This window comes from Aeromonas sp. QDB68 (genome assembly GCF_027707405.1).
In the GTDB taxonomy this organism is placed as follows: domain Bacteria; phylum Pseudomonadota; class Gammaproteobacteria; order Enterobacterales; family Aeromonadaceae; genus Aeromonas; species Aeromonas caviae.
The window spans coordinates 1-23,545 of sequence record NZ_JAPCIQ010000027.1 but is presented as its reverse complement, the minus strand read 5'-3'; the positions used below and the strand labels follow the sequence as shown (position 1 = coordinate 23,545).

The following is a 23,545-nucleotide window of genomic DNA, read 5'->3' as shown; positions in this document are numbered from 1 at the left end:
ATAGACTCTCCCGCCATAACGGCCAGCCGAATTCTCCCCTCCGGCTGGCCGCCTCTGTTGCACGGCAACATCCGCAACCAAGGCCACTCGATCGTCCGATGACGCTGCGCTAATCGAACCTGCAGGGCATTGGCTGACGCGCTATGCCGGTTGATCAAGATCGGCCATTGCCCCTTGCGGGCGGTGAACGGGCCAAACTGCGGCATCAGGGCACACTGCGAGCATACATAAGTAAAAATTTGGTCATTATCCGAAAACCCATAAATTTTGTTTATACCGACAACCTTGGCTGAGTTGGCGGCCACCAGCAACGCTAACGGGTGCCTGCGGGGCATCGCCCGATCTCTGGCAAACAAGCGGAACAACCCTCACCCGCCCTTGCCGCATATCTTGCAGAAAACGGGGTAACGTTTGGTGCCTCAAGGGGAGTGGCTGCGTATTACCGGGAAATTACCCTGCTGGCGGAGCCGAGCTGTTATCATTTGAGTCAGTCCCCAGCGCCGCCACGCCCCGAGAGGAGAGTCATGGATATACCTGCCGCCCCGTCCCCCGCTATCTGCCAGCTGTGTCAGGAGAAAGCAGATCTCGACTTCGACTTCACCATGGCCTTTCAGCCCATCGTCGATTGCAGCAAGCACACCATCTTCGGCTATGAGGCGCTGGTGCGGGGGCTCAACAACGAGCCGGCGCAGAGCGTGATTGATCGGGTCAACGACGACAACCGCTACCGCTTCGATCAGCTGTGCCGGATCAAGGCCATCGCGCTGGCCGCCCGCCTCGACATGCGGGGCATCAACTTCCTGCCCAATGCGGTCTATCGCCCGGAGCGCTGCATCCGCACCACGTTGCAGGCGGCCCGCGAGCATCTCTTTCCCATCGAGCAGATCATGTTCGAGCTGACCGAGGTGGAACAGGTGCAGGACAACCGCCATATTCGCGGCATCGTCGATCACTATCAGGCCCTTGGCTTCAAGACGGCGATCGACGACTTTGGCGCCGGTTACTCGGGCCTGAGCCTGCTGGCCGATTTTCGCCCCGACATCATCAAACTCGATATGCACCTGCTGCGCGGCATCGACCAGGACCCGATCCGTCAGGCCATCGTTCGCCACTGTCTGGCGCTGTTTACGGAGTTGCAGATCACCCCGCTGGCGGAGGGGGTCGAGACCCGCGACGAGATGGCCTGCCTGCGGGAGATGGGCGTCAGCCTGATGCAGGGCTATCTGTTTGCCCGCCCCGGCTTCGAAACCCTGCCCGAGGTGGATTTCGCCAGCCTGTGAGCGCCGCTGGCCATCTCCCTTTGTTGTCGTTCATTCGGGCAAGGCGGGACGGGAGGCGGCCCGGAGGGTATCCACGGGCGGACGGCAGAAAGCGCTGGACCGGGCAACCCCCTGGGCTAGGATAGGACTGTCACCCTTTGCAACCACCGCTCTGACAGGGACACCATGGCGCAGGTTTCAGGATACCGCTTCTTCGCTCTTTCACTGCTCTTGCTGCTGGCCTTCCAGGTATGGGGGGCGCAAGGCGGGGGCAACATCACACTGGTGAGCTCCCTTGAAACCAGGGAGTCCCCCTATGGTCGCTGGCTCGATCTCATCTATCGGGATGCGTTCGCCCGCCTGGGCTATGACTTCCAGTACCAGGGCTACCCCGGGGGACGGGCCCCCCTGCTGGCAGAGCAGGGACAGGTCGATGGCGAGATCCACCGCGCCGCCAGCTACCAGCAGCAGACCCGCACCCTCCAGCGCGTGCCCGAGCCCCATTTCGCCGTCTCCTATCAGGCCTATGCCCACCAGCCCGGGATCCAGTTGCAGGGGTGGCACAGCCTGCAGGGCACCGGTTATCGGGTCGAGTTTCGCCGTGGCGCCAAGCTGCCGGAGATGATGCTGGGCAAGGTGGTGGCACCGGACCGGCTCTTTGCCATCACCACCGCCGAGCAGGGGATGGGCAAGCTGCTCAAGGGGCGCAGTGACCTCTATGTGGAGCAGACCCTGATTGCCAGCCAGGCCCTGGCCGCCCTGACGCGCCAGGACCCGGGCTATGCCGGCATCTACTCCGCCGGGGTGATGGAGCTGGCCGATTCTTACGTCTACCTGCACGAACGGCATCAGGATCTGCTGGCCCCCCTTGCCAGCGTGATCCGGCAAATGAAGCAGGACGGCACGGTGGCGCGCTATCAGCAGCAGGCCATGGCGGCTGAGGGCACCAGCCAACCTTAACGTCCTCTTTTTCCGCACGCCCTCCCGCGCCCTGACCATGCAGGAGACCCGGGGCGATCAATTCTGTCGCAGACTCATGGCCGCAGCGGGCACCCTGTTCGTCAACACCACGTTGACAAAAACGCCCCCTGTATCAGGGAACTCGCCATATCAAACCCCATCGACCTTGTGTTCATCTGGCTTGCGGCCAAAAGGCACCATGTCCGTCTGTGCATACCCCAAATCTTGCAACATCCCCCGCTCCGACCGCCCCATCATTTCGATGGAGTCGCGTCATCGTTCAGGCATATCTTCCCCTCGAGGCCCGTGCCAGGGCCCGATCACAGGAGCAATACATAATGAAAAAAGCAGTAACGGCCGCCTTGCTGGCCATGATGATGGCGGCCTCGGTTCAGGCGGCAGACAAGGTGACCACGGTGCCGGTGCACTTCGCCAAAGGCACGCACAGCGCCAAGGTTGACGGCACCTTCTCCGGTTATGACACCATCAACTACACCCTGGGCGCCAAAGAAGGCCAGACCATGACGGTCGCCATCACCGGCAGCACCAATGCCAACTTCAACGTCTTCGCGCCGGGCGCCATCCCGGGTCAGGCCGAGGCACTGGGCGGCGGCAACGTGGACACAAAATGGCAAGGCACCCTGCCCAAGTCGGGCAAGTACCTGATCCAGGTCTACCAGATGCGCGCCACCGCCCGTAAAGGCGCCAAGGTCCCCCACTCCCTGTCGGTCGGCATTCAGTAACCGACGCCAATATTGCCTGTGTGACAAGCAAGAAGGAGCCCATGAGGCTCCTTCTTTGTCATTGTGTGCTGGCACTGCGACCCGGGTAACGGCTCAGCCATTGTAGGCGGGCAGCAGGTCCACCATGTTGAGCAGGTGGAAGGCGGCGGTCAGCACGCCGAACAGGATCACCAGGACGATCATGAAGAGGCCGCCGGGGGCGCGGAAGCCCTCGCCACCTTCTTCGCGCCGGGCCGCCCGCACCTTCCAGGCCAGCAGGGGCGGGATGATGCAGGTCCACAGGGTCGCCACGGCGCCCGCATAGCCGATGGCCACCAGGAAGCCGAACGGGAACAGCAAGGAGAGCACCAGGGGCGGCAGGAAGGTCACCGCCCAGGACTTGGCGCGGCCACCCCGGCTGTTGTCGAACTTGAACAGATCCGCCAGGTAGTCGAACACCCCGAGCCCCACCCCGATGAAGGAGGAGAGGATGGCCGCCATAGAGAAGGCGTTGAGGGCGCTGGCCACCGCCTTGGACTCGATCACCGAACCGAGAGCCTTGAGCAGAGCATCCACGTTGCCCCCCTCCGCGATCACCGGGCCGAACTCGCTGCGGGGCAGGTTGCCAAAGACGCTCACCAGCCAGATGAGGTAAAACGCGAGCGCGATCAGGGTGCCCCCCAGAATGGCGCGGCTGGCGCGGCGCTCTTCACCGTAGTAGGCGCGCATGGAGGAGACCGAATGGTGGTAGCCGAACGAGGTGAGCGCCACCGGCAGCATCACCAGGGCATAGGGGGCGTAGCTCACTTCGCTGCCCACCCGGTCGAGCAGCAGATCGAGGCGCACGTTCATCGACAGGCCCGAGATGCCGAAGGCAAAGCTCAGCCCCATCAGGATCACCAGCAACACCGAGATGCGGTCCACCGCCCGGGTGGAGTGCCACACCAGCAGGGAGAAGGCCAGGGTAAAGAGCACGGACGCCCACTGGCTGCCCATCCCCGTCATGCCGTCGATGATGAGACCGGCCGAGGTGATGTAGGCATAGAGCAGGATGCCGCCGACGAAATAAACGCTGAGATTGTTGAGGGCGTTGACCTTCTCCCCCAGCAGATCCCGGGTCACGGTATCGAAGGAGACGCGCAGGGGATAGCCCCGATAGGACTCCAGCAGCATCCAGCCGGAGACCGTCATCACCACCATGGTCAGTGCCACCGCGAGCATGGACCAGAGGGTCCAGGCGCCCGCCCCCGCACTCGGCAACCCCAGCATGCCGGCCCCCACACAGACGCCGGCAATGATGCATGCCCCGCCCACCAACGATGGTTTCTGTTCCATTACTCCCCCAAACGGATTGTCGACTGGTCACGGCACACCGCCGTGCTTCTCCTGCGTTCGCCACTGCTGGCGCCGGGGGACTTTACCCTGCATGCCTTCGGGTATCAAATCCGGAGGGGAAATGGGGGGAAACGGGCCGGACCCTGCGCCCCATCCGTGGAATATGTTCGGGATGGGGCCAGGTTCAGCACACCAGGGTCAACCGGTATAGACGGGCAGCAGACCCGCCATGGCCATCAGGTGGAAGATGGCGGTAAGCACCCCGAAGACGATGACGGCCACCACCATGGGCTGGCCGCCGGGGGCCTTGAACCCCGCCTCGTCCGGGGTCAGCTCCCGGGACTTCTTCGCCAGCAGGGCCGGGATGATGCAGGCCCAGACGGTCGCCGCAGCCCCGGCATAGCCGATGGCCACCACGAAGCCGAACGGGAACATCAGGGAGAGCGCCAGGGGGGGCAGGAAGGTCACCGCCCAGGATTTGGCCCGCCCCCGGCGGCTGTTGTCGAACCGGAACAGATCCGCCAGATAGTCGAACACCCCGAGCCCCACCCCGATGAAGGAGGAGAGGATGGCCGCCATGGAGAAGAGGTTGATGGCCTGGGAGACCTGCCTGGACTCGATCACCGAGGCCAGCGCCCCAAGCAGCACATCCACGTCGCCCCCCTTGGCGATGACGGGGCCGAAGGCGGGACGAGGCAGGTTGCCGAAGATGCTGAGCAACCACAGCAGATAGAGCGCCAGGGCGATCAGGGTCCCCCCCAGGATCGCCTGCCTGGCTTTCTGCTCCTCACCGTAATAGGCGCGCATCGAGGCGACCGAATGGTGGTAGCCAAACGAGGTGAGCGCCACCGGCAACATGGCCAGGACGTAAGGGGCGCGGCCCAGCTCCTCGGCAAAGGAGTTGAACAGCTTGGCGGTGTCGACCTTGCTGGCAAGCCCGGAGACCCCGAACATGAAGCTCAGCACCATAAAGACGATCAGGACGACCGAAATCCTGTCCACCGCCCGGGTCGAATGCCAGACAAACCAGGAGAACACCAGCACAAACAACACCGAGGCCAGCTGGCTATTGATGCCCAGCAGGCCGCCCAGGATGAGACCCGACGAGGTGATGTAGGCATAGAGCAAAATGCCGCCCACGAAATAGACGGTGAGGTTGTTGAAGAGATTGATCCTGTGACCGAGCAGATCCTTGGTCACCGAGTTGAAGGAGGCAGTCAATGCGTAGGGTTTCAGGGCTTCCAGCAGCATCCAGCCTGAAACCGTCATGATGACCATGGTGAGAATGATGGCGAGGGTTGACCAGCTGGTCCAGGCCCCGGCTCCCGCGCTCGGCAGCCCCAGCATGCCGGCACCGACACAGACGCTGGCAATGATGCAGGCCCCTCCGATGACGGACGGTGTTGATGTCATGTGTGTCACTCCAAATCTTTCACAGAGCAGTGAAAAAAAGGGCACAGAAAAATCTGTGCCCCTGACTCGTTATGCTTCTATCAATTTTTTCTGCGTCTTGCCGGCTGACGGGTCGTTATGCTCGACCTCTTTCAGTCTGGCGGTGAAGTGCCGCAGCACGGCCGGCTCGTAAATGAAGTCCAGCCCCTTCACCCGGTGGGCGTTCTTCTTCACCTCGCCGAAGGCCTCGATGACAAAGTCCATGTGGGTCTGGGTATAGGTGGCACGGGGGATGGTCAGGCGCAGCAGCTCCGCCGGGCAGGGGTGCTGCTTGCCGGTGGCGGGGTCGCGCCCCAGCAGCAGGGAACCTATCTCCACCGCGCGGATGCCGGCGACCTTGTAGAGCTCGCAGGCCAGGGCGTGGGCCGGGAACTGATCCGCCGGGATGTGGGGCAGCAGCTTGCCCGCATCCACGAAGGCCGCATGGCCCCCCGCCTGCTGGCACACCACGCCGATGGCCTCCAGCCCGTCAACCAGGTACTGCACCTGGCCGATGCGATAGGCCAGCCAGTCCTGGCGCATGCCGTCCCGCAGGCCCACCGCCAGGCGCTCCATGGCGCCCCCTTCCAGGCCGCCATAGGTCGGGAAGCCCTCCTGCACCACGCACAGGGTGCGGCACTCGGTGTAGACGTCCAGCATGCTGTCATCCTTGAAGCACAGCAGCCCCCCCATCTGCACCATGGCATCCTTCTTCGCCGACATGGCGAGGCCGTCGGCGTACTTGTAGGACTCTCTGGTGATCTCCTCGATGGTCCAGTTCGCGTAGCCGGGCTCCCGCTGCTGGATGAAGTAGGCGTTCTCGGCGAAGCGGGCGGAGTCCATGATGACCGGGATGTCGTACTTTCTGGCGATCTCGTACACCGCCTTCAGGTTGGCAATGGAGACCGGCTGCCCCCCGGCGGAGTTGCAGGTGATGGTGCTGACGATGTAGGGCACATTGGCGGGGCCCGCCTCCAGGATGGCCTCTTCCAGCTTCACCAGATCGAAGTTTCCTTTGAAGTCGGCGGTGACCGAGGTATCGAACGCCTCCCTGGTGTAGACGTTCTTCGCCATGCAGCAGTTGATCTGGGTGTGGCCCTGGGTGGTGTCGAAGAAGTAGTTGGAGAGGGCCACCATCTTCTTGCGATCCAGCCCCTTCTCCTGCTCCCGCTTCTTGATGAGCACGGGGATGTAAATCTGCTCGGCGCCGCGCCCCTGATGAGTGGGGATGGTCAGGGAGTAGCCGAAGATCTCCTGCACCGCCTGTTGCAGGGCATAGTAGCTGCGGCTGCCGCTGTAGGCCTCGTCACCGCGCAGCATGGCGGCCTGCATGTCCTGAGTGATGGCGCCGGTGCCGCTGTCGGTCAGCAGGTCGATGAAGACGTCTTCGCTGTCCAGCAGGAAGGGGTTCATGCCCGCCCGGACAATGGCCTCTTCCCGATAGGCACGGGTGGTGCGCTTGACCGGCTCGATGACACGAATACGGAAGGGTTCGGGCAGATGCTTGAAGTTTTCCATAATATAAACACCCCAGATTTAAATATTCAAAATGAGTCTCTTCCCCCGCCGAAAATAGAATGTCCGGCAGGTGGGAAATATTGGGAAATGGATGCACGACATCGCCTCGCCAGAATAAACAGGCGAAGACAGGTGCAGACTACTTCAGATTAGGTATTCAGACGGATGCATTGCATTTATGGAAATGCAGCGGCACCGCAGGGATATTACAGCGGGAAGAAGAACGCGATTTTATGGTCCAGGGTAAACCACTTGGGATAGCTGACCTTGATATTCATGTTGTTGCTCATCCAATTGATATTAACAACGCCAAATAACAGCACCCATTATGGTGGGGAGCGCTATATGATCAATTGCAATATGAGCAAAGTGGGATGGCGCTAACAATTTGGCGGGGGATTTTTATACAGCTTATTATCGCCAATCCGAAAGATCCCCCCATCATCCACCTTTTGCCCTTTCCCCCTCAGTGGCTCAGCCAGGGCAGCCGCTGCAACAACTCGTAGCGGTCAGGGATCGGTGTCTGGCTGACCCAGAGATCCAGCAAGCCGTAAGCGAGCAGCGGCAACACCAGCAGCAACAGACAGAGCAGCCCCAGCAGTTGGCGGGGGGCGAGTCGCTGCCCTTGCGTGCCAAGATGCAGGGCATCGGCCCGCTTGGGGCAGGCGGCCACGCAGCTCTGGCAACTGGTGCACTCGAGATTGCGCACCGCGATGAGCTGGTGCACCTGGATGCGCGAGGGGCAGGCCCGGCTGCACTTGTCGCAGTCGTGGCCCGCACTTCGCAGGCAGCGGGCCGGGTCGCGGCGAATGCGCAGTGGGGTCAGCAGGCCGAGCAGGGCGAACCAGGCGCCGTAGGGGCAGAGGTAGCGACAGAACCCTTGCCGGAAGGTGGCGGTGAGCAGCAGCACCCAGCCAAGGCACAGGCCCGAGATCAGGGTCAGGTTGAAGAAGAAGGCCCCCATCTTCATGTCCGCCGCCTGATGGTAGGGGCTGGCGAGGTAGCCGGGCAGGGCGGCGGCGGGTACCGCCAGCAATATGATGAAGAGCAGAAAGCCGAGCACCAGAAACTTCTGGCCGCGCAACACGGCATCGAGCCAGCGCGGCGGGGTCCACTCCCCCGGCAACAGGCGCGAGCGCAGGCCGTGCAGCCACTCCCCCACCAGCCCGAGCGGGCAGAACCAGGCACAAAACGCCCGACCCAGCAGCAGGGCCGACAGGGAGAGCACCAGCACGGTGACGGTGGCCGCCGGGTGGTGGGGGTCCGTCAGCCCCTGCCCGAGCCAGGCCCGCAGCCCGAGACCACCTGCGATGGGCAGGAAACCGTCCACCACGTCGGGGCGCACCAGCCAGGGGGTCATCCCCAGCCCCAACTGTCCGATATGAACAACATATTGAACCGCCACCAACACCCAACACAGCAGCAATAGCTGCCTGGTGGCCGTTCTGAGACGTTGACTGTCTATGTGGGCCAGCATGAGTAGGGGGCGATAGCGCAGCCAGAGCGCCAGGGTCGTGGCCACCAGCCCCAGTGCGAGCCAGAGTACCGAATCCGCCACCAGCAGCCAGAGCGCGGCGGCCAACAGCAGAGAGAGCGTCCAGCCCCAACCGCTGCGGCCCTGCCACAACAACAGAACCAGATAGACCAGACCCGAGGTCATGGTCAGGGCTTCCAACAGGCTCATGCTTCCCTCACAGTGCTCATCCGAATCGAGGGGGCAGGATAACCAACATCTGAGTTGATGATTTTGATCTGCATGGGCAGAGGGGGCATTTGCCCGCTCCGCCCCCTCAGCCTTAAACCCCGTTATTTGCGGCTGTGGAACAGCGGCTGGTCGGATTCGGCCTGCTCGGCCCAGAGGTGGATGTTGAAGCGGGCATCCTCCGACAGCTCAACCCTGTGCCAGTACTGGGGCGGGCTGGTGGCAAACTCCCCGGCCCGGATCACCAGGCTCACCTCGGGCTCCTCGGCATGTTCGTCGGCAAAGCCGTGATAGGTGACGGTTCCCTCCATCACGCAGAGCTGGCCGAACACCCCGGCCGCGGTGTTGTGGTGGGTGAGCAGGGCCTGGGGCACGTTCTGGCGGGTGAAAAAGGGGGTGGAACGGCGTACCACCCAGTGAGACGGGATCAGTTGCATGGCCATATCGGTTCTCCTCGAGTGGCCGGGTCAGCCCGGCCTTCGGCTATTAATGGTTCAACGGGGCAGCTGACGCAGCAGCGGGAAGGCGGCGCTCATCTGGTCGCCCCCCACCACGAAGCCGCACAGCTTGCCATCTTCGCCGTGCGCCTCGGCCACCATGCCGTGGCTGTTCCAGCGGCACTGCCAGGCGAGATCTTCACCCCGGGTACGACCCGCCAGTTGCAGCGGGTAGCGCGGCGTCTTCACCTTCACCAGCATGGGCGGCAGGGCCAGCGGGGTCGGTGTGCCGAGCAGGGTGCGCGCCAGCGCATTGGCCCCCAGCACTATGGGTTGCAGGAAGGGGAGCAGCTGACCTTGCCACTGCACGCAATCCCCCAGGGCGAAGATGTGGGGATCGCTGGTCTGCAGCCGATCATCGACCAGGATGCCGCGCTCCACTGCCAGCCCGGCCCCACGGGCCAGGGCCAGATTCGGCCGCAGGCCGATCGCGGCGATCACCAGATCCTGCTCGCTGATGCGCCCATCGGTCAGGGTGACGCGCCAGCCATCCCCCGGCTGGGCATCTATCCTGGCGAGACCCGTCCCGAACTGCAGGCTGACCCCCTGGCTGCGCAGGGCCTGTTGCAGCGGCTCGGTCAGGGCGGCGGGCAGCAGGGCGCTTAAGGGGCTGTCGGCCAGATCCACCAGCGTCACCTCTTTTCCTGCGCTCGCCATGTCCATCGCCAGCTCGCAGCCGATGAGCCCCGCCCCCAGCACCAGGATGCGGCGGGCCTGGCGCAGTTGCGCCTCGATGGCGGCGTACTCCTGCTGGCTGTTGAGGGTGACCAGGTGTTCGCTGCCCGGCAGATCGGGGCGCACCGCGCTCGCCCCGGTGGCCAGCACCAGCTTGCCGTAGGGGAATTCCCCCTGCTCGGTCAGCACCAACCGCCGGGCAGGGTCGATGCCATGCACCGGGCAGTGGGGCAGCAGCGCGATGCGCTGCTGCTCGGCAAAATCGCTGCCGCTCTGACGGGTCATGGCTGCGGCAGGGCAGCCCCGACTCACCACGTGGCTCAAGTCGGGCTTGTTGTACTCATCGCCGCTGTCGGCGGTGATGAGGCGGATGGGCTGCTCGGCGTTAAGCTTGCGCAGGCTCTTGACCAGTTGCTGGGCAGCGAAGCCGCTGCCGATCACCACTATCTCCCGGCTGATGCCGGCGTCACTCTGCGTTGCTGCGCTCATACACAGGCCTCCACGGCGCAGGGTTCAAATACCTCCTTGCCGATGCCGCAGCCGGGGCAGAGGAAACTGTCCGGCACCTGGGCCCAGGGGGTGCCCGGCGCCACCAGCTGATCCGGCTCGCCCTGGGCCGGGTCATAGACCCACTGGCAGACCGTGCAGAGCATGGCCTGGTCGTCATCCCATTCGGCGGCGGCCGCTGCGGCTTGCGGCTCAACAGCAGGCATCGCGGGGACGGGCGTCACGGTTGTCTGGGTTGTGGTGATCGGGCGGGGTGCGTCCAGCGGGTGCAACGCCCACTGACGGGCGAGCTGGCGACCATGCTCGCGGCATTCAGCCAGCGCCGAGCCATCCGGCCGCCACTTGGCCTTGAGAGAGATGCTGATGTCAAAGCCTGCGTCCATCAATCGGGTCTGGATCCGGTCCACCGCGCCACCGGTCCAGCCGTAACTGCCGAAGGCCGAGGCGCGCTTGTTGCGAAAACGCAGGCCGGTGATCTCTTCGAGCATGCCCGCCACCTTGGGCATCATGACGTTGTTCATGGTGGAGGAGCCCACCAGTATCCCCTTGGAGCGGAACACCTGGGTCAGGATCTCGTTCTTGTCGTGGCGGGCCACGTTGTAGATCTTCACCGCCACGCCGGGGTCCACCTCGTGGATGCCCTGGGCGATGGCGTCGGCCATCATGCGAGTGTTGTTGGACATGGAGTCGTAGAAGAGGGTGATGCGGTCTTCCTGATAGTGGTCGGCCCACTCCAGGTATTTCAGGATGATCTGGGTGGGGTCCTCGCGCCAGACGATGCCGTGGGAGGTGGCCACCATGCTCACCGGCAGGTTGAAGCCGAGCACTTCCTTGATCTTGGCGGTCACCAGGGGGCTGAAGGGGGTGAGGATGTTGGCGTAGTAGCGCTGGCACTGCTCCATCAGCTCGCTCTGATCCACCTCGTCGTTGAACAGGTGCTCGTCGCAGTAGTGCTGGCCGAAGGCGTCGTTGGAGAAGAGCACCGCATCCTCGGTCATGTAGGTCATCATGCTGTCGGGCCAGTGCAGCATGGGGGTCTCGATGAATACCAGCTGCTTGCCGTTGCCGATGTCCAGGCTGTCACCTGTCTTGACCGGGTGGAAGTTCCACTCCGGGTGGTGATGATGGCCGGTGATGGAATCGATGGCGTTGTGGGTGCAGTAGATGGGGGTGCCGGGGATACGGGCCATCAGCTCGGTCAGGGCGCCGGCGTGATCCTCCTCGGCGTGGTTGATCACCACGTAGTCGATGGCGGCGAGATCGATCTCGGCCGCCAGGTTCTGCACGAACTCCCGGCTGAACTTGTGATCGACGGTGTCGATCAGCACGTTTTTCCCTTCGCGGATGAGGTAGCTGTTGTAGCTGGTGCCCTTGTGGGTCTTGTACTCGGTGCCGTGGAAGTCGCGTACCTCCCAGTCCCGTTGGCCGACCCAGTGGATGTTGTTCTTGACGTGAATGCTCATCAGGCAGTTCCTCGGATGCAATAGTGTATGTTCGACTAAACCAGCTATTGCAGCGGACGTGCCAACCTGTAACTCATTGTTTTTAATGGTTTCTCATATCAACCATTGTCATTAAGACACCACACATTTATAGTCATAATCACAAATATACTGTCATTTGGACAATTATCGTGATCTCGACCGACAGCCTGGCACGCATCGCCCTCGACCTGCAACTCGGCATCTCCCATCAGGACCGCTTCCACCGTCTGATCCAGAGCGTGCGCAGCCTGCTGAAATCGGATGCCTCGGCCCTGCTGCGCTACGAGGGGGGCCAGTTCATCCCGCTGGCCATCGACGGCCTGATGCAGGACGTGCTGGGGCGCCGCTTCGCCCTCAAGGATCACCCGCGCCTCGAGGCCATCGCCCGCGCCGGGGATGTGGTGCGCTTCCCTGCCGACAGCGCCCTGCCCGACCCCTATGACGGCCTGCTGCCGGATCACGACGACTTCAAGGTGCACGCCTGCGTCGGCCTGCCGCTCTTCTCGGATCAGGCGCTGATCGGCGCCCTGACCATAGACGGCATGAACCCGGCCCAGTTCGACGGCATCAGCGACGAGGAGCTGCGTCTGGTGGGGGCCCTGGCCGCCGCCGCCCTCGACAACGCCCTGCTGCTGGAGCGGCTCGCCCGCCAGAGCAGCGAGCCCCTGGTCCCCGGCACCCGGCCCGGCCCTGAGCAGCCGGAGATGATAGGCCACTCCCCCGCCATGGCCCGGTTGCGCCACGAGATAGACGTGGTGGCAAGCTCGGAGCTGAACGTGCTGATTTTGGGGGAGACGGGGGTCGGCAAGGAGCTGATCGCCAAGGCGGTGCATGGCGGTTCCCAGCGTGCCAAGGCCCCGCTGGTCTACCTCAACTGCGCCGCCCTGCCCGAATCCGTGGCCGAGAGCGAGCTGTTCGGTCACGTGAAGGGGGCCTTCACCGGCGCCATCCACAATCGGGCGGGCAAGTTCGAGCTCGCGGACAAGGGCACCCTGTTTCTCGACGAGATAGGGGAGCTCTCCCTGGCGCTGCAGGCCAAGCTGCTGCGGGTGCTGCAATACGGCGATCTGCAGCGGATCGGTGACGACACCCCGCTCAAGGTGAATGTGCGTATCCTGGCGGCCACCAACCGGGATCTGAAGCAGGCGGTGGTCGAGGGGCAGTTTCGGGCCGACCTCTACCACCGGCTGAGCGTCTTCCCGATCCACGCCCCGGCACTGCGGGAACGCCCAGGCGACATTCCCCTGCTGGCCGGTTACTTTTGCGAGCGCTGCCGGCTCGGCCTGGGGCTGGAGCGGCTGCGTATCCAGCCACAAGCGCTGCAACTGCTCGAGCGCCACGACTGGCCCGGCAACGTGCGGGAGCTGGAGCACGCCATCCACCGCGCCGCCGTGCTGGCCAGGGCCGAACAGGGGAGCCCCTCGCCGACCCTGGAACCCCACCACTTCAACCTGGGACCGACGGGCTCATCCCTGCCCGCCGACACCGTCAGCCAGCCCGCCTCCCCGGCCATTGCCGACCTTGGCCTTCGCGCCGCCACCGATCTGTTCCAGCGCCAGCTCATCGAGCAGACCCTGACGGCCCATGACGGCAACTGGGCCGCCACCGCCCGGGCGCTGGATCTGGACGGCGGCAACCTGCACCGCCTCGCCAGGCGGCTCGGCCTCAAGGCCTGACGCCCCCAGATTCGAGAGGGGCCCAAAAACAGAAACCCCCTCGCTGGCGAGGGGGTTTCTTGTTCATGGCACCCGTGGCGCCGTCAGCGCAGGGACTTGACCGAGCGGCGGACAATGAGCTCGGGCTGCACCGTCATGGACTCCACTTCCAGCTCCTTGTTGCGGATCCGGCTCACCAGTTGTTGCACCGCCAGCAGACCGAGCTCGGCCTTGGGGTGGCGGATGGTGGTGAGCGGCGGGCTGGAGAAGCGCGCCATCTCCACATCGTCATAGCCGATCATGGAGATATCGTCCGGCACCTTGACCCCGGCCTCCCAGGCGGCGCAGATGGCACCGATGGCCATGGGATCGTCGAAGGCAAAGACCGCGGTCGGGCGAGGGGTGAGGGCCAGGATGCGCTGCATGGCATCGAAGCCGCTCTGGCTCTCGTAGTCCCCTTCGAAGATCTGCTCTTCTTTCAGGGTCATCCCCTGTTCAGCCAGGGCATCGCGCACCCCGTCCAGCCGTTGCTGGGTGGTCGGCTTGGCGAGATGGCCGGTGATGCAGACGATGTTGGTGTGGCCCTGCTCCAGCAGATGGCGCACCGCCAGACGCGCGCCGATGCGGGCGTTGTCGTTGATCACGTTGGCGAAATCGCACTCGTTGCCCCAGTCCAGCACCACTTGCGGCACGTTTTTGTGGATACGCAGCATGTCCCTGAACTGGGTGTCGATATCGGTCCCCAGCACCAGCAGACCGTCGACCCGCTTCTCCATCAGCATGCGCAGATAGTGCTGCTGGCGGGGCGGCTGGTTCTCGGTGTTGCACAGGATCAGGCTGTAACCCTGCTCGAAGCAGTAGGCTTCCACCCCCTGTACCACTTCCGCGAAGAAGGGGTTGGCACTGGTGGTCACCAGCATGCCAATGGTCTTGGTCGAATTGATCTTGAGACTGCGCGCCACCGAGTTGGGCGCGTAGTTCAGCTCTGCCACCGCCTCAAGCACTTTCTGGGTTGCGTCTTCGCTGACCCGACGGGTGTGATTGAGTACATGTGAGACGGTGGAGATGGATACGCCTGCGCGCGAGGCGACATCCTTGATAGTTGCCATCTCTGTCTCCTGAATAACAAAGGCGGAACAGTAGCAGATTTCCCGAATAAAGGCTTGGTTTTAACGGGCGCTGCCAGTGAATTATCAATGCTGGCTAATCTATGCGGTCATTTCTTTTTGCGCAAACGGATTTTGGTCAAAATGAGAGCGGACGCAGAATGAAATATCGTCAGTTTTTTACTCTGGAAATTGTCACCATGACAATTTGTTATCTGTATGTTGCACCACCTTGACGACATTAAACTCCAGTAAACAGCAATAAACTGCGTGTTAGTTTCACAAAACCCCTCTCACACCTGCTCCGGTTAGTATCTTTAACATCTTGTTATTGCCCGGCGAGGAATGATAGAACCTTATCTATCGCCGGGCTGGCGGGACACAGGCTCGGAATGACGTGCATAAAATGAAACAATTCACTGATTAAGGGACGAATCAATGCATAACTTCAGCAAAATGGCAGTCAGAGCAGCGGTTTCTTTGGCTCTGTTTGGATCAGTTTCCATGGCCAATGCGGCCGATACCATCAAGATCGGCATCGCCGGCCCCCTGACCGGCCCGGTCGCCCAGTACGGTGACATGCAGTTCACCGGCGGCAAGATGGCGGTCGAGCAGATCAACAAGGCGGGCGGCATCAAGGGCAAGCAGATCGAAGCCGTCATCTATGATGATGCCTGCGATCCCAAGCAGGCCGTGGCCATCGCCAACAAGGTAATCAACGACGGCGTCAAGTTCGTGGTCGGCCACCTCTGCTCCGACAACACCCTGCCCGCCTCCGACATCTATGAAGATGAAGGGGTCCTGATGGTCACCCCCGCCTCCACCAACCCCAAGATCACCGAGCGCGGTTACCAGCTGACCCTGCGTACCATCGGTCTGGACAGCGACCAGGGCCCGACCGCCGCCAAGTACATCATCGAGCAGGTCAAACCCCAGCGCGTGGCCGTCATCCACGACAAGAAACAGTACGGTGAAGGCATCGCCTCCAGCGTGAAAGCCGCGCTGGACAAGGCCGGCGTCAAGGTCGTTGCCTATGAGGGCATCACCGCCGGCGACAAGGACTTCTCCGCCCTGATCGCCAAGCTGCAAAAAGAGAACGTCGACTTCGTCTACTACGGCGGCTACCACCCGGAGCTGGGTCTGATCCTGCGCCAGGCTGGCGAGAAGGGTCTGAAGGCCAAGTTCATGGGTCCGGAAGGCGTGGGCAACAAGGACATCTCCGCCATCGGCGGCCCGGCTTCCGAAGGCCTGCTGGTGACCCTGCCGAACAAATATGACCTGGTGCCGGCCAACGCCCCCATCGTAGAAGCGTTCAAGGCCAAGGGTCAGGACTCCTCCGGTCCGTTCGTCTGGACCACCTACGCCGCCATGCAGGCCCTGGCGGCCGGTATCGCCAAGGCGGGCGAGGATGATCCGGCTGCCGTCGCTGCCGCCATCAAGGCCGCACCGATCGACACCGTGATGGGCCCCCTGACCTGGGCACCGAACGGTGACCTGAAAGGCTTCGAGTTCGGTGTGTTCCAGTGGCACGCCGACGGTACCTCCACTCAACTCAAATAATCTGCCGGTCGGGGTGACGTGAGTCACCCCTCCTTTCTTTGCGGGCAAGTACACAGGGAACGCGGTATGTCCGAACACCTTCTTTATCTGGTTCAGCAGTTGCTGAACGGATTGACCATAGGCAGCACCTATGCGTTGATCGCCATCGGCTACACCATGGTCTACGGCATCATCGGCATGATCAACTTCGCCCACGGCGAGGTCTACATGATCGGCTCCTATGTCGCCTTCATGGTGATGGCCGGGCTCATGATGATGGGCATCGACAGCACCGTGCTGCTGCTGGGGGGCGCCTTCCTGGTCAGCATCATCATCACCGGCAGCTATGGCTGGTCCATAGAGCGGGTGGCTTATCGTCCGCTGCGGGGCGGCAACCGCCTGATCCCCCTCATCTCCGCCATCGGCATGTCGATCTTCCTGCAGAACATGATGCGGATGGCCCAGGGCTCGCGTGACATCGCCATGCCCACTCTGATCTCCGGGGGCTGGACCCTCGGCGGCGAGGATGGCTTCCAGGCCAGCCTCTCCTACATGCAGCTCATCATCTTCGTGGTGACCTTCGTCACCATGCTGGCGTTGACCCAGTTCATCGGCCGCTCCCGCATGGGGCGTGCCTGCCGAGCCTGTTCCGAAGACATCAAGATGGCCAACCTGTTAGGGATAGACACCCACGTGGTCATCTCCATCACCTTCGTGCTGGGGGCCGCCCTGGCCGCCGTCGCGGGGGTGCTGCTCGGCATGTACTACGGTGTCATCAACCCCTATCTCGGCTTCATGGCGGGCTTGAAGGCCTTCACCGCCGCGGTATTGGGCGGCATCGGCAGCATTCCCGGTGCCGTACTGGGCGGCCTGCTGCTCGGCGTGGTGGAAGCGCTCACCGCGGGCTATCTCAGCACCGAGTACAAGGATGTGATGGCGTTCGCCCTGCTCATCTTCGTGTTGCTCTTCATGCCCACCGGCATCCTGGGTCGTCCGGAGGTCGAGAAGGTATGAAAAACCAATCTATGCATGCCCTCGTGCTGCTGTTCATGACCATCACTGGCATTCTCGGCCGTCCGGAAGTGGAGAAAGTCTGATGAAACGTCAATTTATCCATGCCTGCATCGCCAGCCTGGTGCTGCTGGTGCTCTCCTTCTGGCTGCTCGGCTTCAAGCTGGAGACCGATGGCTCCCGCCTGCTGGTGGTGAGCCGCCTCGATGTGTCGCTGGCCTGGCTGCTGGGGGGCGCCACCATCGTTTTCTGGTTCCAGATGCTGCGCGGCCAGATAAGCCGGCTGTTCCAGGCCTCCATAAGCGGCTTCTCCGTCGGCTTCACCAAGCTGGTGCTGCCAAGCCCCGAAGAGGCCCCCAAGCTCTATAACCTCACCGCCGTGCTGGTGCTGCTGTTTGCGGTGAGCTGGCCCTTCATGGCCTCTCGCGGCGCCATCGATCTGGCCACCCTCACCCTGATTTACATCATGCTGGGGCTGGGACTGAACGTGGTGGTGGGCCTCGCCGGTCTGCTCGACCTCGGCTATGTCGGCTTCTATGCGGTCGGCGCCTACAGCTACGCCCTGCTCAACACCTACTTCGGTCTGAGCTTCTGGGAGTGTCTGCCCATCGCAGGTCTGCTGGCGGCCACCTTCGGCTTCCTGCTCGGGTTCCCGGTGCTGCGGCTGCGGGGGGACTACCTGGCCATCGTCACCCTGGGCTTTGGCGAGATCATCCGCATCCTGCTCAACAACATGACCACCCTGACCGGCGGTCCGAACGGGATCTCCGGCATTCCGAAACCGACCCTGGGGGGGCTCGAGTTCAACCGCACCGTCAAGGATGGGGGCTTTGGCACCTTCCACGACTTCTTCGGCATCGCCTACAACGCCAACCACAAGGTGATCTTCCTCTACCTGATGGCCCTGGTGCTGGTAGTGGCGACCCTGTTCGTCATCAACCGCCTGCTGCGCATGCCGCTCGGCCGTGCCTGGGAGGCGCTGCGGGAAGACGAGATCGCTTGCAAGTCCCTGGGGCTCAACCCCACCATCATCAAGCTGACCGCCTTCACCATAGGCGCCTGCTTCGCGGGCTTTGCCGGCAGCTTCTTCGCCTCCCGCCAGGGCTTCATCAGCCCGGAATCCTTCGTCTTTATCGAGTCGGCCATCGTCCTTGCGATTGTGGTGCTGGGAGGCATGGGATCCCAGATCGGGGTGGTGCTGGCGGCCATCGTGATGACGGTGCTGCCGGAGCTCGCCCGCGAGTTCAACGAATATCGCATGCTGATGTTCGGTCTCTTGATGGTATTCATGATGATCTGGCGGCCGCAGGGACTGCTGCCCATGAGTCGACCCCATATGGAGCTGCGTAAATGAGCAACAATCAACCATTGTTGGATGTCTCAGATCTGTCGATGCGCTTTGGTGGCCTGCTCGCAGTCAACGGCGTCAAGCTGGATGTGGAAAAGGGGGAGGTGATCTCCATCATCGGCCCCAACGGGGCGGGCAAGACCACCATCTTCAACTGCCTGACCGGCTTCTATCGCCCGAGTGGCGGTGTCATTCGCTACAAGGGTGAGGAGATCCAGGGGTTGCCCGGCCACCTCATCGCCCGCAAGGGCATTGTGCGGACTTTCCAGCACGTGCGCCTGTTCAAGGAGATGACTGCGGTGGAAAACCTGCTGGTGGCCCAGCACAGGCATCTCAATACCGGCTTCATCGCCGGCCTGTTCAAGACCCCCTCTTTCCGCCGTGCCGAGAAAGAGGGGCTGGAGCAGTCCGCCTTCTGGCTGGAAAAGGTGGGCCTCAAGGATCTCGCCAACCGCGCCGCGGGCAACCTGGCTTACGGCCAGCAGCGCCGCCTCGAGATCGCCCGCTGCATGGCGACCCGGCCCGAACTGCTGATGCTCGATGAACCGGCCGCAGGCCTCAACCCCAAGGAGACCGACGAGCTCAACGAGCTCATCTCCAACCTGAGGGACGAGTTCGGGGTCTCGGTGCTGCTGATCGAGCACGACATGAAGCTGGTGATGGAGATCTCCAACCGCATCTTCGTGGTCAACCAGGGCACCCCGCTGGCCCACGGCAAACCGGACGAAATCCGCAGCAATCCGGCGGTGATCAAGGCCTATCTGGGCGAGTCGTAAGGACAAAAAGATGTTAGAACTTCGCAACGTATCGACCCACTACGGCAAGATCCAGGCGCTGCACGACGTCAGCGTCGAGGTAAAAGAGGGGGAAATCGTCACCCTGATCGGCGCCAACGGCGCCGGCAAGACCACCTTGCTGATGACACTGTGCGGCGAACCCAAGCCCAGCAGCGGCAGCATCTGGTTCGAGGGGGAGCAGATAGACTCTCTCACCACCGCCCGCATCATGCGCAAAGACATCGCCGTGGTGCCGGAGGGGCGCCGCATCTTCGCCCGCCTCACGGTGGAGGAGAACCTGCTGATGGGGGCCTTCTTCGTCGACAAGGCGGAGCAGCGCGGCCTGCTGGATCAGATTTTTACCCTGTTCCCCCGCCTGCACGAGCGGCTGGAGCAGCGGGCAGGCACCATGTCCGGCGGCGAGCAGCAGATGCTGGCCATCGGCCGCGCCCTGATGAGCAAGCCGCGCCTGCTGCTGCTGGATGAACCCTCCCTCGGATTGGCGCCCATCGTCATCCAGCAGATCTTCGACACCATAGAGCAACTGCGCCAGAAGGGGATGACCATCTTCCTGGTGGAGCAGAACGCGAACCAGGCGCTCAAGCTGGCGGATCGCGGCTATGTGCTGGAGAACGGCCGGGTGGTGCTGCAAGACACGGGAGAAGCCCTGCTGGCCAACCCCGCCGTCCGCCAGGCCTATCTCGGCGGCTGAGGATGCAGCAACCATCGTCACCCTTCCCCTGCCGCGCTCCCCGAGCCCGGCAGGGGAACAGCCCCCCGCCGAGGAGCACATTGTGAGCCGTGCGCGGGCGACGCAGGATCAGCACCACTTCTGGCACGATCCCGCCCTGCCCTTCATCGAGGCGCGGGCGGTGCAGGATGGCCGGCGCGTCTGCTATGACAAGCACAGCCACCCCCACTTCTCCATCGGTGCCATCACCGGCGGCCACAGCCACTACCTCAACCAGCGCAGCCTGCAAGAGGTCGGCCGCGGCAGCCTGGTGCTGATGAACCCGGAAGAGGTGCATGCCTGCAATCCCGTCGCTGACCAGCCCTGGTCCTATCTGATGTTCTACATCGACAACCTCTGGTTGCAGCGCCAGCAGGAGGAGGCCGGGCTCGGCAACGCGTTTCGCCCCTTCGACATGACCGCAAGCCGGGATCCCCTGCTCTACCAGGGGCTCTGCCGGCTTCACCGGCAACTGGTAGAGGAGCCGGATCCCCTGGCTCGCGAAGTGGCCTGCCACCTCTTCAGCCGCCAGCTTCTGGCCAGGCTCACCCCGGCCAAGTGGGATGACCGCCCTCCCCGGCACCTGCAGCGAGCCGCCGAGCTGATGCAGGACGAGAGTGCCTGCGCCCTCACCCTGGCGCAGCTGAGTGCGGTGGCCGGGCTTACCCCTTCCCACTTCGTGCGCGCCTTCAGCCGCCACTACGGCATGACGCCCCACGCCTACCTGCTCGATCAGCGCATTCGCCACGCCCGCACCCTGCTGCGCCAGGGGCAGCCCCTGGCGGAAGTGGCCCTTGCCAGCGGTTTTGCCGATCAGGCCCACTTCCAGCGCCAGTTCAAACGCCGGGTGGCCGCCACCCCGGGCCAGTACAGAGCGCAGCTCGTCCCTCAGGACGAGCGCACCAGATAGGCGGCGCTGAGCAGCAGCAAGAGCGCCATGGCCCGATTGAACCAGCGCAACCGGCGAGGAGAGACCAGCCACCCCTGCAATCGGCTGCCCGCATAGGCCCAGCAGGCGATGGAGCCGAGGCAGATCACCAGATAGATGCCGGTAAAGAAAGCGATCTGGCTCATGCCGCCCGCGATCCCATAGGCTCCCATCCCCATGCTGGCGGCGAGCCAGGCCTTGGGATTGAGCCACTGCATCAAGGCCCCGTACCAGAAGGCGGGGGGCACACCCTCTACTTCCTTCACCTCGCCGCTGTCCACCAGCAACTGCCAGGCCATCCAGCCGAGAAAGAGCACGCCGCCCCAGTGAATGGCCCCCAGCGCCACAGGCCAGCGGGACAGGGCGCCGCCAAGACCCAGCCCCATCAGCAGGAGCAGCAGGATGAAGCCGAGGGTGGCCCCCACCACGTGGCGCAGGCTGGCCGTGAAACCGTACCGGGCGCCGGTGCCAAGGGCGACCAGATTCACCGGCCCCGGGGAGATGGACATGGCCAGGGCAAACCCGGCCATGGATAACAGCAGACTGAATTCCATGGATGATGCTCGTTCAATTGAGGGAAGCCCGAGCCTACCCGGCCCGGGCGGCACGATATTGAAGAAAATTGCGATCCCCTCGATGCCGCCTCCATTGCACACTTAGCGCAAACCGCCGCTTGCGGTAAACTGCCCTTCAACCTTCCATTTTCAGGACATCTCAATGGACCAGTTTGCCCATATCAGCGCCCATGATGCCCACCAGAAGCTGAGCGCAGGCGAAGCCCGTCTCGTGGACATTCGCGATCCCCAATCCTTCGAGACGGCCCACGCGGTCGGCGCCTTCCACCTCACCAACGGCACCCTGGTTCGCTTTATGAACGAGGTGGACTTCGATACCCCCGTCATCGTGATGTGCTATCACGGCAACAGCAGCCAGGGGGCGGCCCAGTACCTGCTGCAACAAGGCTATGACGAGGTCTATAGCCTGGATGGCGGTTTCGAGGCCTGGCGCAGGGAGTTCCCCATCCAGGCGGGGGACGCATGACAGAGGCGGGTCGCACCTCCTCGACCGGCATGATCCAGCTGCTGGTGCTGGGTGACGCCCGCATGGCCCAGGCGCTGGTGGATTATCTCGCCACCCTGGGCATTCCGTGCGAGCTGACCCAGTCCGAGCTCGGCGTCTCGGTCTGGCTGGCGGACGAACGGCGCCTCGCCCAGGCCCAGCAGGAGGTCAAACGCTTCCTGAGCGAACCCAATCATCCCCGCTACATGGAGGCCTCCTGGCAATCCGGCCATGCCGATGCCCGGATCGACTACAGCAAGGGGATGACGGATCCGGTCACCGATTTCCTCCACCAGGCGGGCCCTCTGACCCTGGTGGTTATCATCGCCTGCCTGGCCATCTACGCTCTGGATGCCATCGGCCTACCCATCTTCGACGAGCTCGCCTTCCATCCCACCCTGGCCCAGTTCACCGACTGGCAGGCCTGGCGCTACGTCACCCCGGCCTTCATCCACTTCTCGGTGCTGCACCTGGTGTTCAACCTGTTGTGGTGGTGGTATCTCGGTGGCCAGATAGAGCAACGCCTCGGCAGCGGCAAGCTGTTCATCCTGCTCATCATCGGGGCGGCCCTGCCCAATATCGCCGAGTTCTTTGTCAGCGGCCCGCGCTTTGGCGGCCTCTCCGGGGTGGTCTATGCCCTGCTCGGCTACAGCTGGCTGCGAACCAGGCTGCAACCGGATTGCGGCCTCGCCATGCCGCCAGCCCTGATGGGCTTCATGCTGGTCTGGCTGGCGCTCGGCTTCCTGGACATGCTCGGTACCCCCACCGCCAACATGGCCCATTTGGTCGGCCTGCTGGTCGGTCTTGCCCAAGGCTGGCTGGACAGGCACCACAGGCCGGGGTGAGGCCTGGTTGCCGGCAACGGCTCGGCAACCAAAGCGACCACCAACATGGCTCACCTGGCGGGTCTGCTGGTCGGCCTTGCCCAAGGCTGGCTGGACAGGCGCCACAGGCCGGGGTGAGGCCTGGTTGTCGGCAACTGCTCGGCAACCATAGCGACCGCCAACATGGCTCACCTGGCGGGCCTGCTCGGCCTTGCCCAGGGCTGGCTGGACAGACACCACAGGCCGGGGTGAGGCCTGGTTGCCGGAAACTGCTCGGTAACCAAAGCGACCACCAACATGGCTCACCTGGCAGGCCTGCTGATCGGCCTTGCCCAGGGCTGGCTGGACAGGCACCACAGGCCAGCCTGAGCCGATTTGCCATAAAAAAACGCCGCCCCAAGGGGCGCAATGCTGTTCACTTAAGCGGAGCCGCATTGCGATTTACCGGAAAACGGGTCTTTGATATCTTCACCGCCCTG

At 63.2% G+C, this 23,545-nt stretch carries 22 protein-coding genes; 12 read left to right on the top strand and 10 right to left on the bottom strand.

Going from position 1 to position 23,545, the window contains the following annotated elements; all coding sequences use genetic code 11:
* The first annotated feature begins 524 nt into the window (after positions 1-524).
* From PG892_RS10545 to PG892_RS10535, 3 genes are all read left to right on the top strand, one after another.
* Positions 525-1,280 carry an EAL domain-containing protein gene (locus PG892_RS10545; protein WP_270825393.1) on the top strand — a complete coding sequence of 252 codons (756 nt, stop codon included), beginning with the start codon at positions 525-527 and terminating at the stop codon, positions 1,278-1,280.
* Between the two features lie 165 nt (positions 1,281-1,445).
* Complete coding sequence (locus PG892_RS10540; RefSeq protein ID WP_202041451.1) at positions 1,446-2,219, top strand: hypothetical protein; 774 nt, start codon at positions 1,446-1,448, stop codon at positions 2,217-2,219.
* Between the two features lie 338 nt (positions 2,220-2,557).
* A complete protein-coding gene (locus PG892_RS10535) occupies positions 2,558-2,962 on the top strand; it encodes a g-type lysozyme inhibitor (RefSeq protein ID WP_128272387.1) in 405 nt (134 codons plus the stop codon).
* A 93-nt stretch (positions 2,963-3,055) separates the two neighbouring features.
* On the opposite strand, the gene PG892_RS10530 is transcribed toward PG892_RS10535, so the two are convergent.
* From PG892_RS10530 to norV, 8 genes are all read right to left on the bottom strand, one after another.
* The gene (locus PG892_RS10530; RefSeq protein WP_128272389.1) at positions 3,056-4,276 is read right to left on the bottom strand and encodes an aromatic amino acid transporter; all 1,221 of its coding nucleotides are present in this window, start codon (positions 4,274-4,276) and stop codon (positions 3,056-3,058) included.
* A gap of 198 nt (positions 4,277-4,474) precedes the next feature.
* Positions 4,475-5,689: an aromatic amino acid transporter gene (locus PG892_RS10525; protein ID WP_210556761.1), complete on the bottom strand. Its 1,215-nt coding sequence runs from the start codon at positions 5,687-5,689 to the stop codon at positions 4,475-4,477.
* Positions 5,690-5,758: 69 nt separating this feature from the next.
* Entirely contained in the window at positions 5,759-7,225 is a 1,467-nt protein-coding gene (gene tnaA, locus PG892_RS10520; RefSeq protein ID WP_210556763.1) for a tryptophanase, read from the bottom strand.
* Between the two features lie 206 nt (positions 7,226-7,431).
* Complete coding sequence (tnaC, locus tag PG892_RS22635) at positions 7,432-7,503, bottom strand: tryptophanase leader peptide (RefSeq protein ID WP_223302601.1); 72 nt, start codon at positions 7,501-7,503, stop codon at positions 7,432-7,434.
* Positions 7,504-7,691: 188 nt separating this feature from the next.
* Positions 7,692-8,909, bottom strand: a complete 1,218-nt coding sequence (locus tag PG892_RS10510; RefSeq protein WP_052814748.1) for a 4Fe-4S binding protein — start codon at positions 8,907-8,909, stop codon at positions 7,692-7,694.
* 122 nt (positions 8,910-9,031) lie between these two features.
* Positions 9,032-9,370, bottom strand: a complete 339-nt coding sequence (locus PG892_RS10505) for a DUF1971 domain-containing protein (protein ID WP_210556767.1) — start codon at positions 9,368-9,370, stop codon at positions 9,032-9,034.
* 51 nt (positions 9,371-9,421) lie between these two features.
* On the bottom strand, positions 9,422-10,588 hold the full coding sequence (gene norW, locus PG892_RS10500) for an NADH:flavorubredoxin reductase NorW (protein ID WP_143238238.1): 1,167 nt from the start codon (positions 10,586-10,588) through the stop codon (positions 9,422-9,424).
* Entirely contained in the window at positions 10,585-12,069 is a 1,485-nt protein-coding gene (gene norV, locus PG892_RS10495; RefSeq protein ID WP_210556768.1) for an anaerobic nitric oxide reductase flavorubredoxin, read from the bottom strand. The genes norW and norV overlap by 4 nt, the downstream gene beginning before the upstream one ends.
* 170 nt (positions 12,070-12,239) lie before the next feature.
* Between norV and norR the strand changes: the two genes are divergently transcribed.
* Positions 12,240-13,766: a nitric oxide reductase transcriptional regulator NorR gene (gene norR / locus PG892_RS10490; protein ID WP_171865792.1), complete on the top strand. Its 1,527-nt coding sequence runs from the start codon at positions 12,240-12,242 to the stop codon at positions 13,764-13,766.
* 83 nt (positions 13,767-13,849) lie between these two features.
* Here the strand turns inward: norR and PG892_RS10485 are convergent, their stop codons facing one another.
* Positions 13,850-14,854: a substrate-binding domain-containing protein gene (locus tag PG892_RS10485; protein WP_010672385.1), complete on the bottom strand. Its 1,005-nt coding sequence runs from the start codon at positions 14,852-14,854 to the stop codon at positions 13,850-13,852.
* Positions 14,855-15,289: 435 nt separating this feature from the next.
* Between PG892_RS10485 and PG892_RS10480 the strand changes: the two genes are divergently transcribed.
* The 6 genes from PG892_RS10480 to PG892_RS10455 all read left to right on the top strand — a co-directional run bounded on the left by PG892_RS10480 (position 15,290) and on the right by PG892_RS10455 (position 21,165).
* On the top strand, positions 15,290-16,411 hold the full coding sequence (locus PG892_RS10480; protein ID WP_039041003.1) for a branched-chain amino acid ABC transporter substrate-binding protein: 1,122 nt from the start codon (positions 15,290-15,292) through the stop codon (positions 16,409-16,411).
* Positions 16,412-16,477: 66 nt separating this feature from the next.
* The gene (gene livH, locus PG892_RS10475; protein ID WP_010672383.1) at positions 16,478-17,404 is read left to right on the top strand and encodes a high-affinity branched-chain amino acid ABC transporter permease LivH; all 927 of its coding nucleotides are present in this window, start codon (positions 16,478-16,480) and stop codon (positions 17,402-17,404) included.
* Positions 17,405-17,486: 82 nt separating this feature from the next.
* Entirely contained in the window at positions 17,487-18,755 is a 1,269-nt protein-coding gene (locus tag PG892_RS10470; protein ID WP_039041002.1) for a high-affinity branched-chain amino acid ABC transporter permease LivM, read from the top strand.
* Positions 18,752-19,525: a high-affinity branched-chain amino acid ABC transporter ATP-binding protein LivG gene (livG, locus tag PG892_RS10465; RefSeq protein WP_010672381.1), complete on the top strand. Its 774-nt coding sequence runs from the start codon at positions 18,752-18,754 to the stop codon at positions 19,523-19,525. The genes PG892_RS10470 and livG overlap by 4 nt, the downstream gene beginning before the upstream one ends.
* Positions 19,526-19,535: 10 nt before the next feature.
* Entirely contained in the window at positions 19,536-20,237 is a 702-nt protein-coding gene (locus tag PG892_RS10460; RefSeq protein ID WP_010672380.1) for an ABC transporter ATP-binding protein, read from the top strand.
* Positions 20,238-20,319: 82 nt separating this feature from the next.
* Positions 20,320-21,165, top strand: coding sequence for a helix-turn-helix transcriptional regulator (locus tag PG892_RS10455; RefSeq protein ID WP_134997275.1), 846 nt, complete (start codon positions 20,320-20,322; stop codon positions 21,163-21,165).
* On the opposite strand, the gene PG892_RS10450 is transcribed toward PG892_RS10455, so the two are convergent.
* A complete protein-coding gene (locus PG892_RS10450; RefSeq protein WP_232092720.1) occupies positions 21,144-21,737 on the bottom strand; it encodes a LysE family translocator in 594 nt (197 codons plus the stop codon). The genes PG892_RS10455 and PG892_RS10450 overlap by 22 nt on opposite strands.
* A 163-nt stretch (positions 21,738-21,900) precedes the next feature.
* Between PG892_RS10450 and glpE the strand changes: the two genes are divergently transcribed.
* Both glpE and glpG read left to right on the top strand, forming a co-directional pair.
* On the top strand, positions 21,901-22,224 hold the full coding sequence (glpE, locus tag PG892_RS10445) for a thiosulfate sulfurtransferase GlpE (RefSeq protein WP_005307320.1): 324 nt from the start codon (positions 21,901-21,903) through the stop codon (positions 22,222-22,224).
* 29 nt (positions 22,225-22,253) lie between these two features.
* Complete coding sequence (gene glpG, locus PG892_RS10440) at positions 22,254-23,087, top strand: rhomboid family intramembrane serine protease GlpG (RefSeq protein ID WP_264787855.1); 834 nt, start codon at positions 22,254-22,256, stop codon at positions 23,085-23,087.
* The last annotated feature ends 458 nt before the right edge of the window (positions 23,088-23,545 follow it).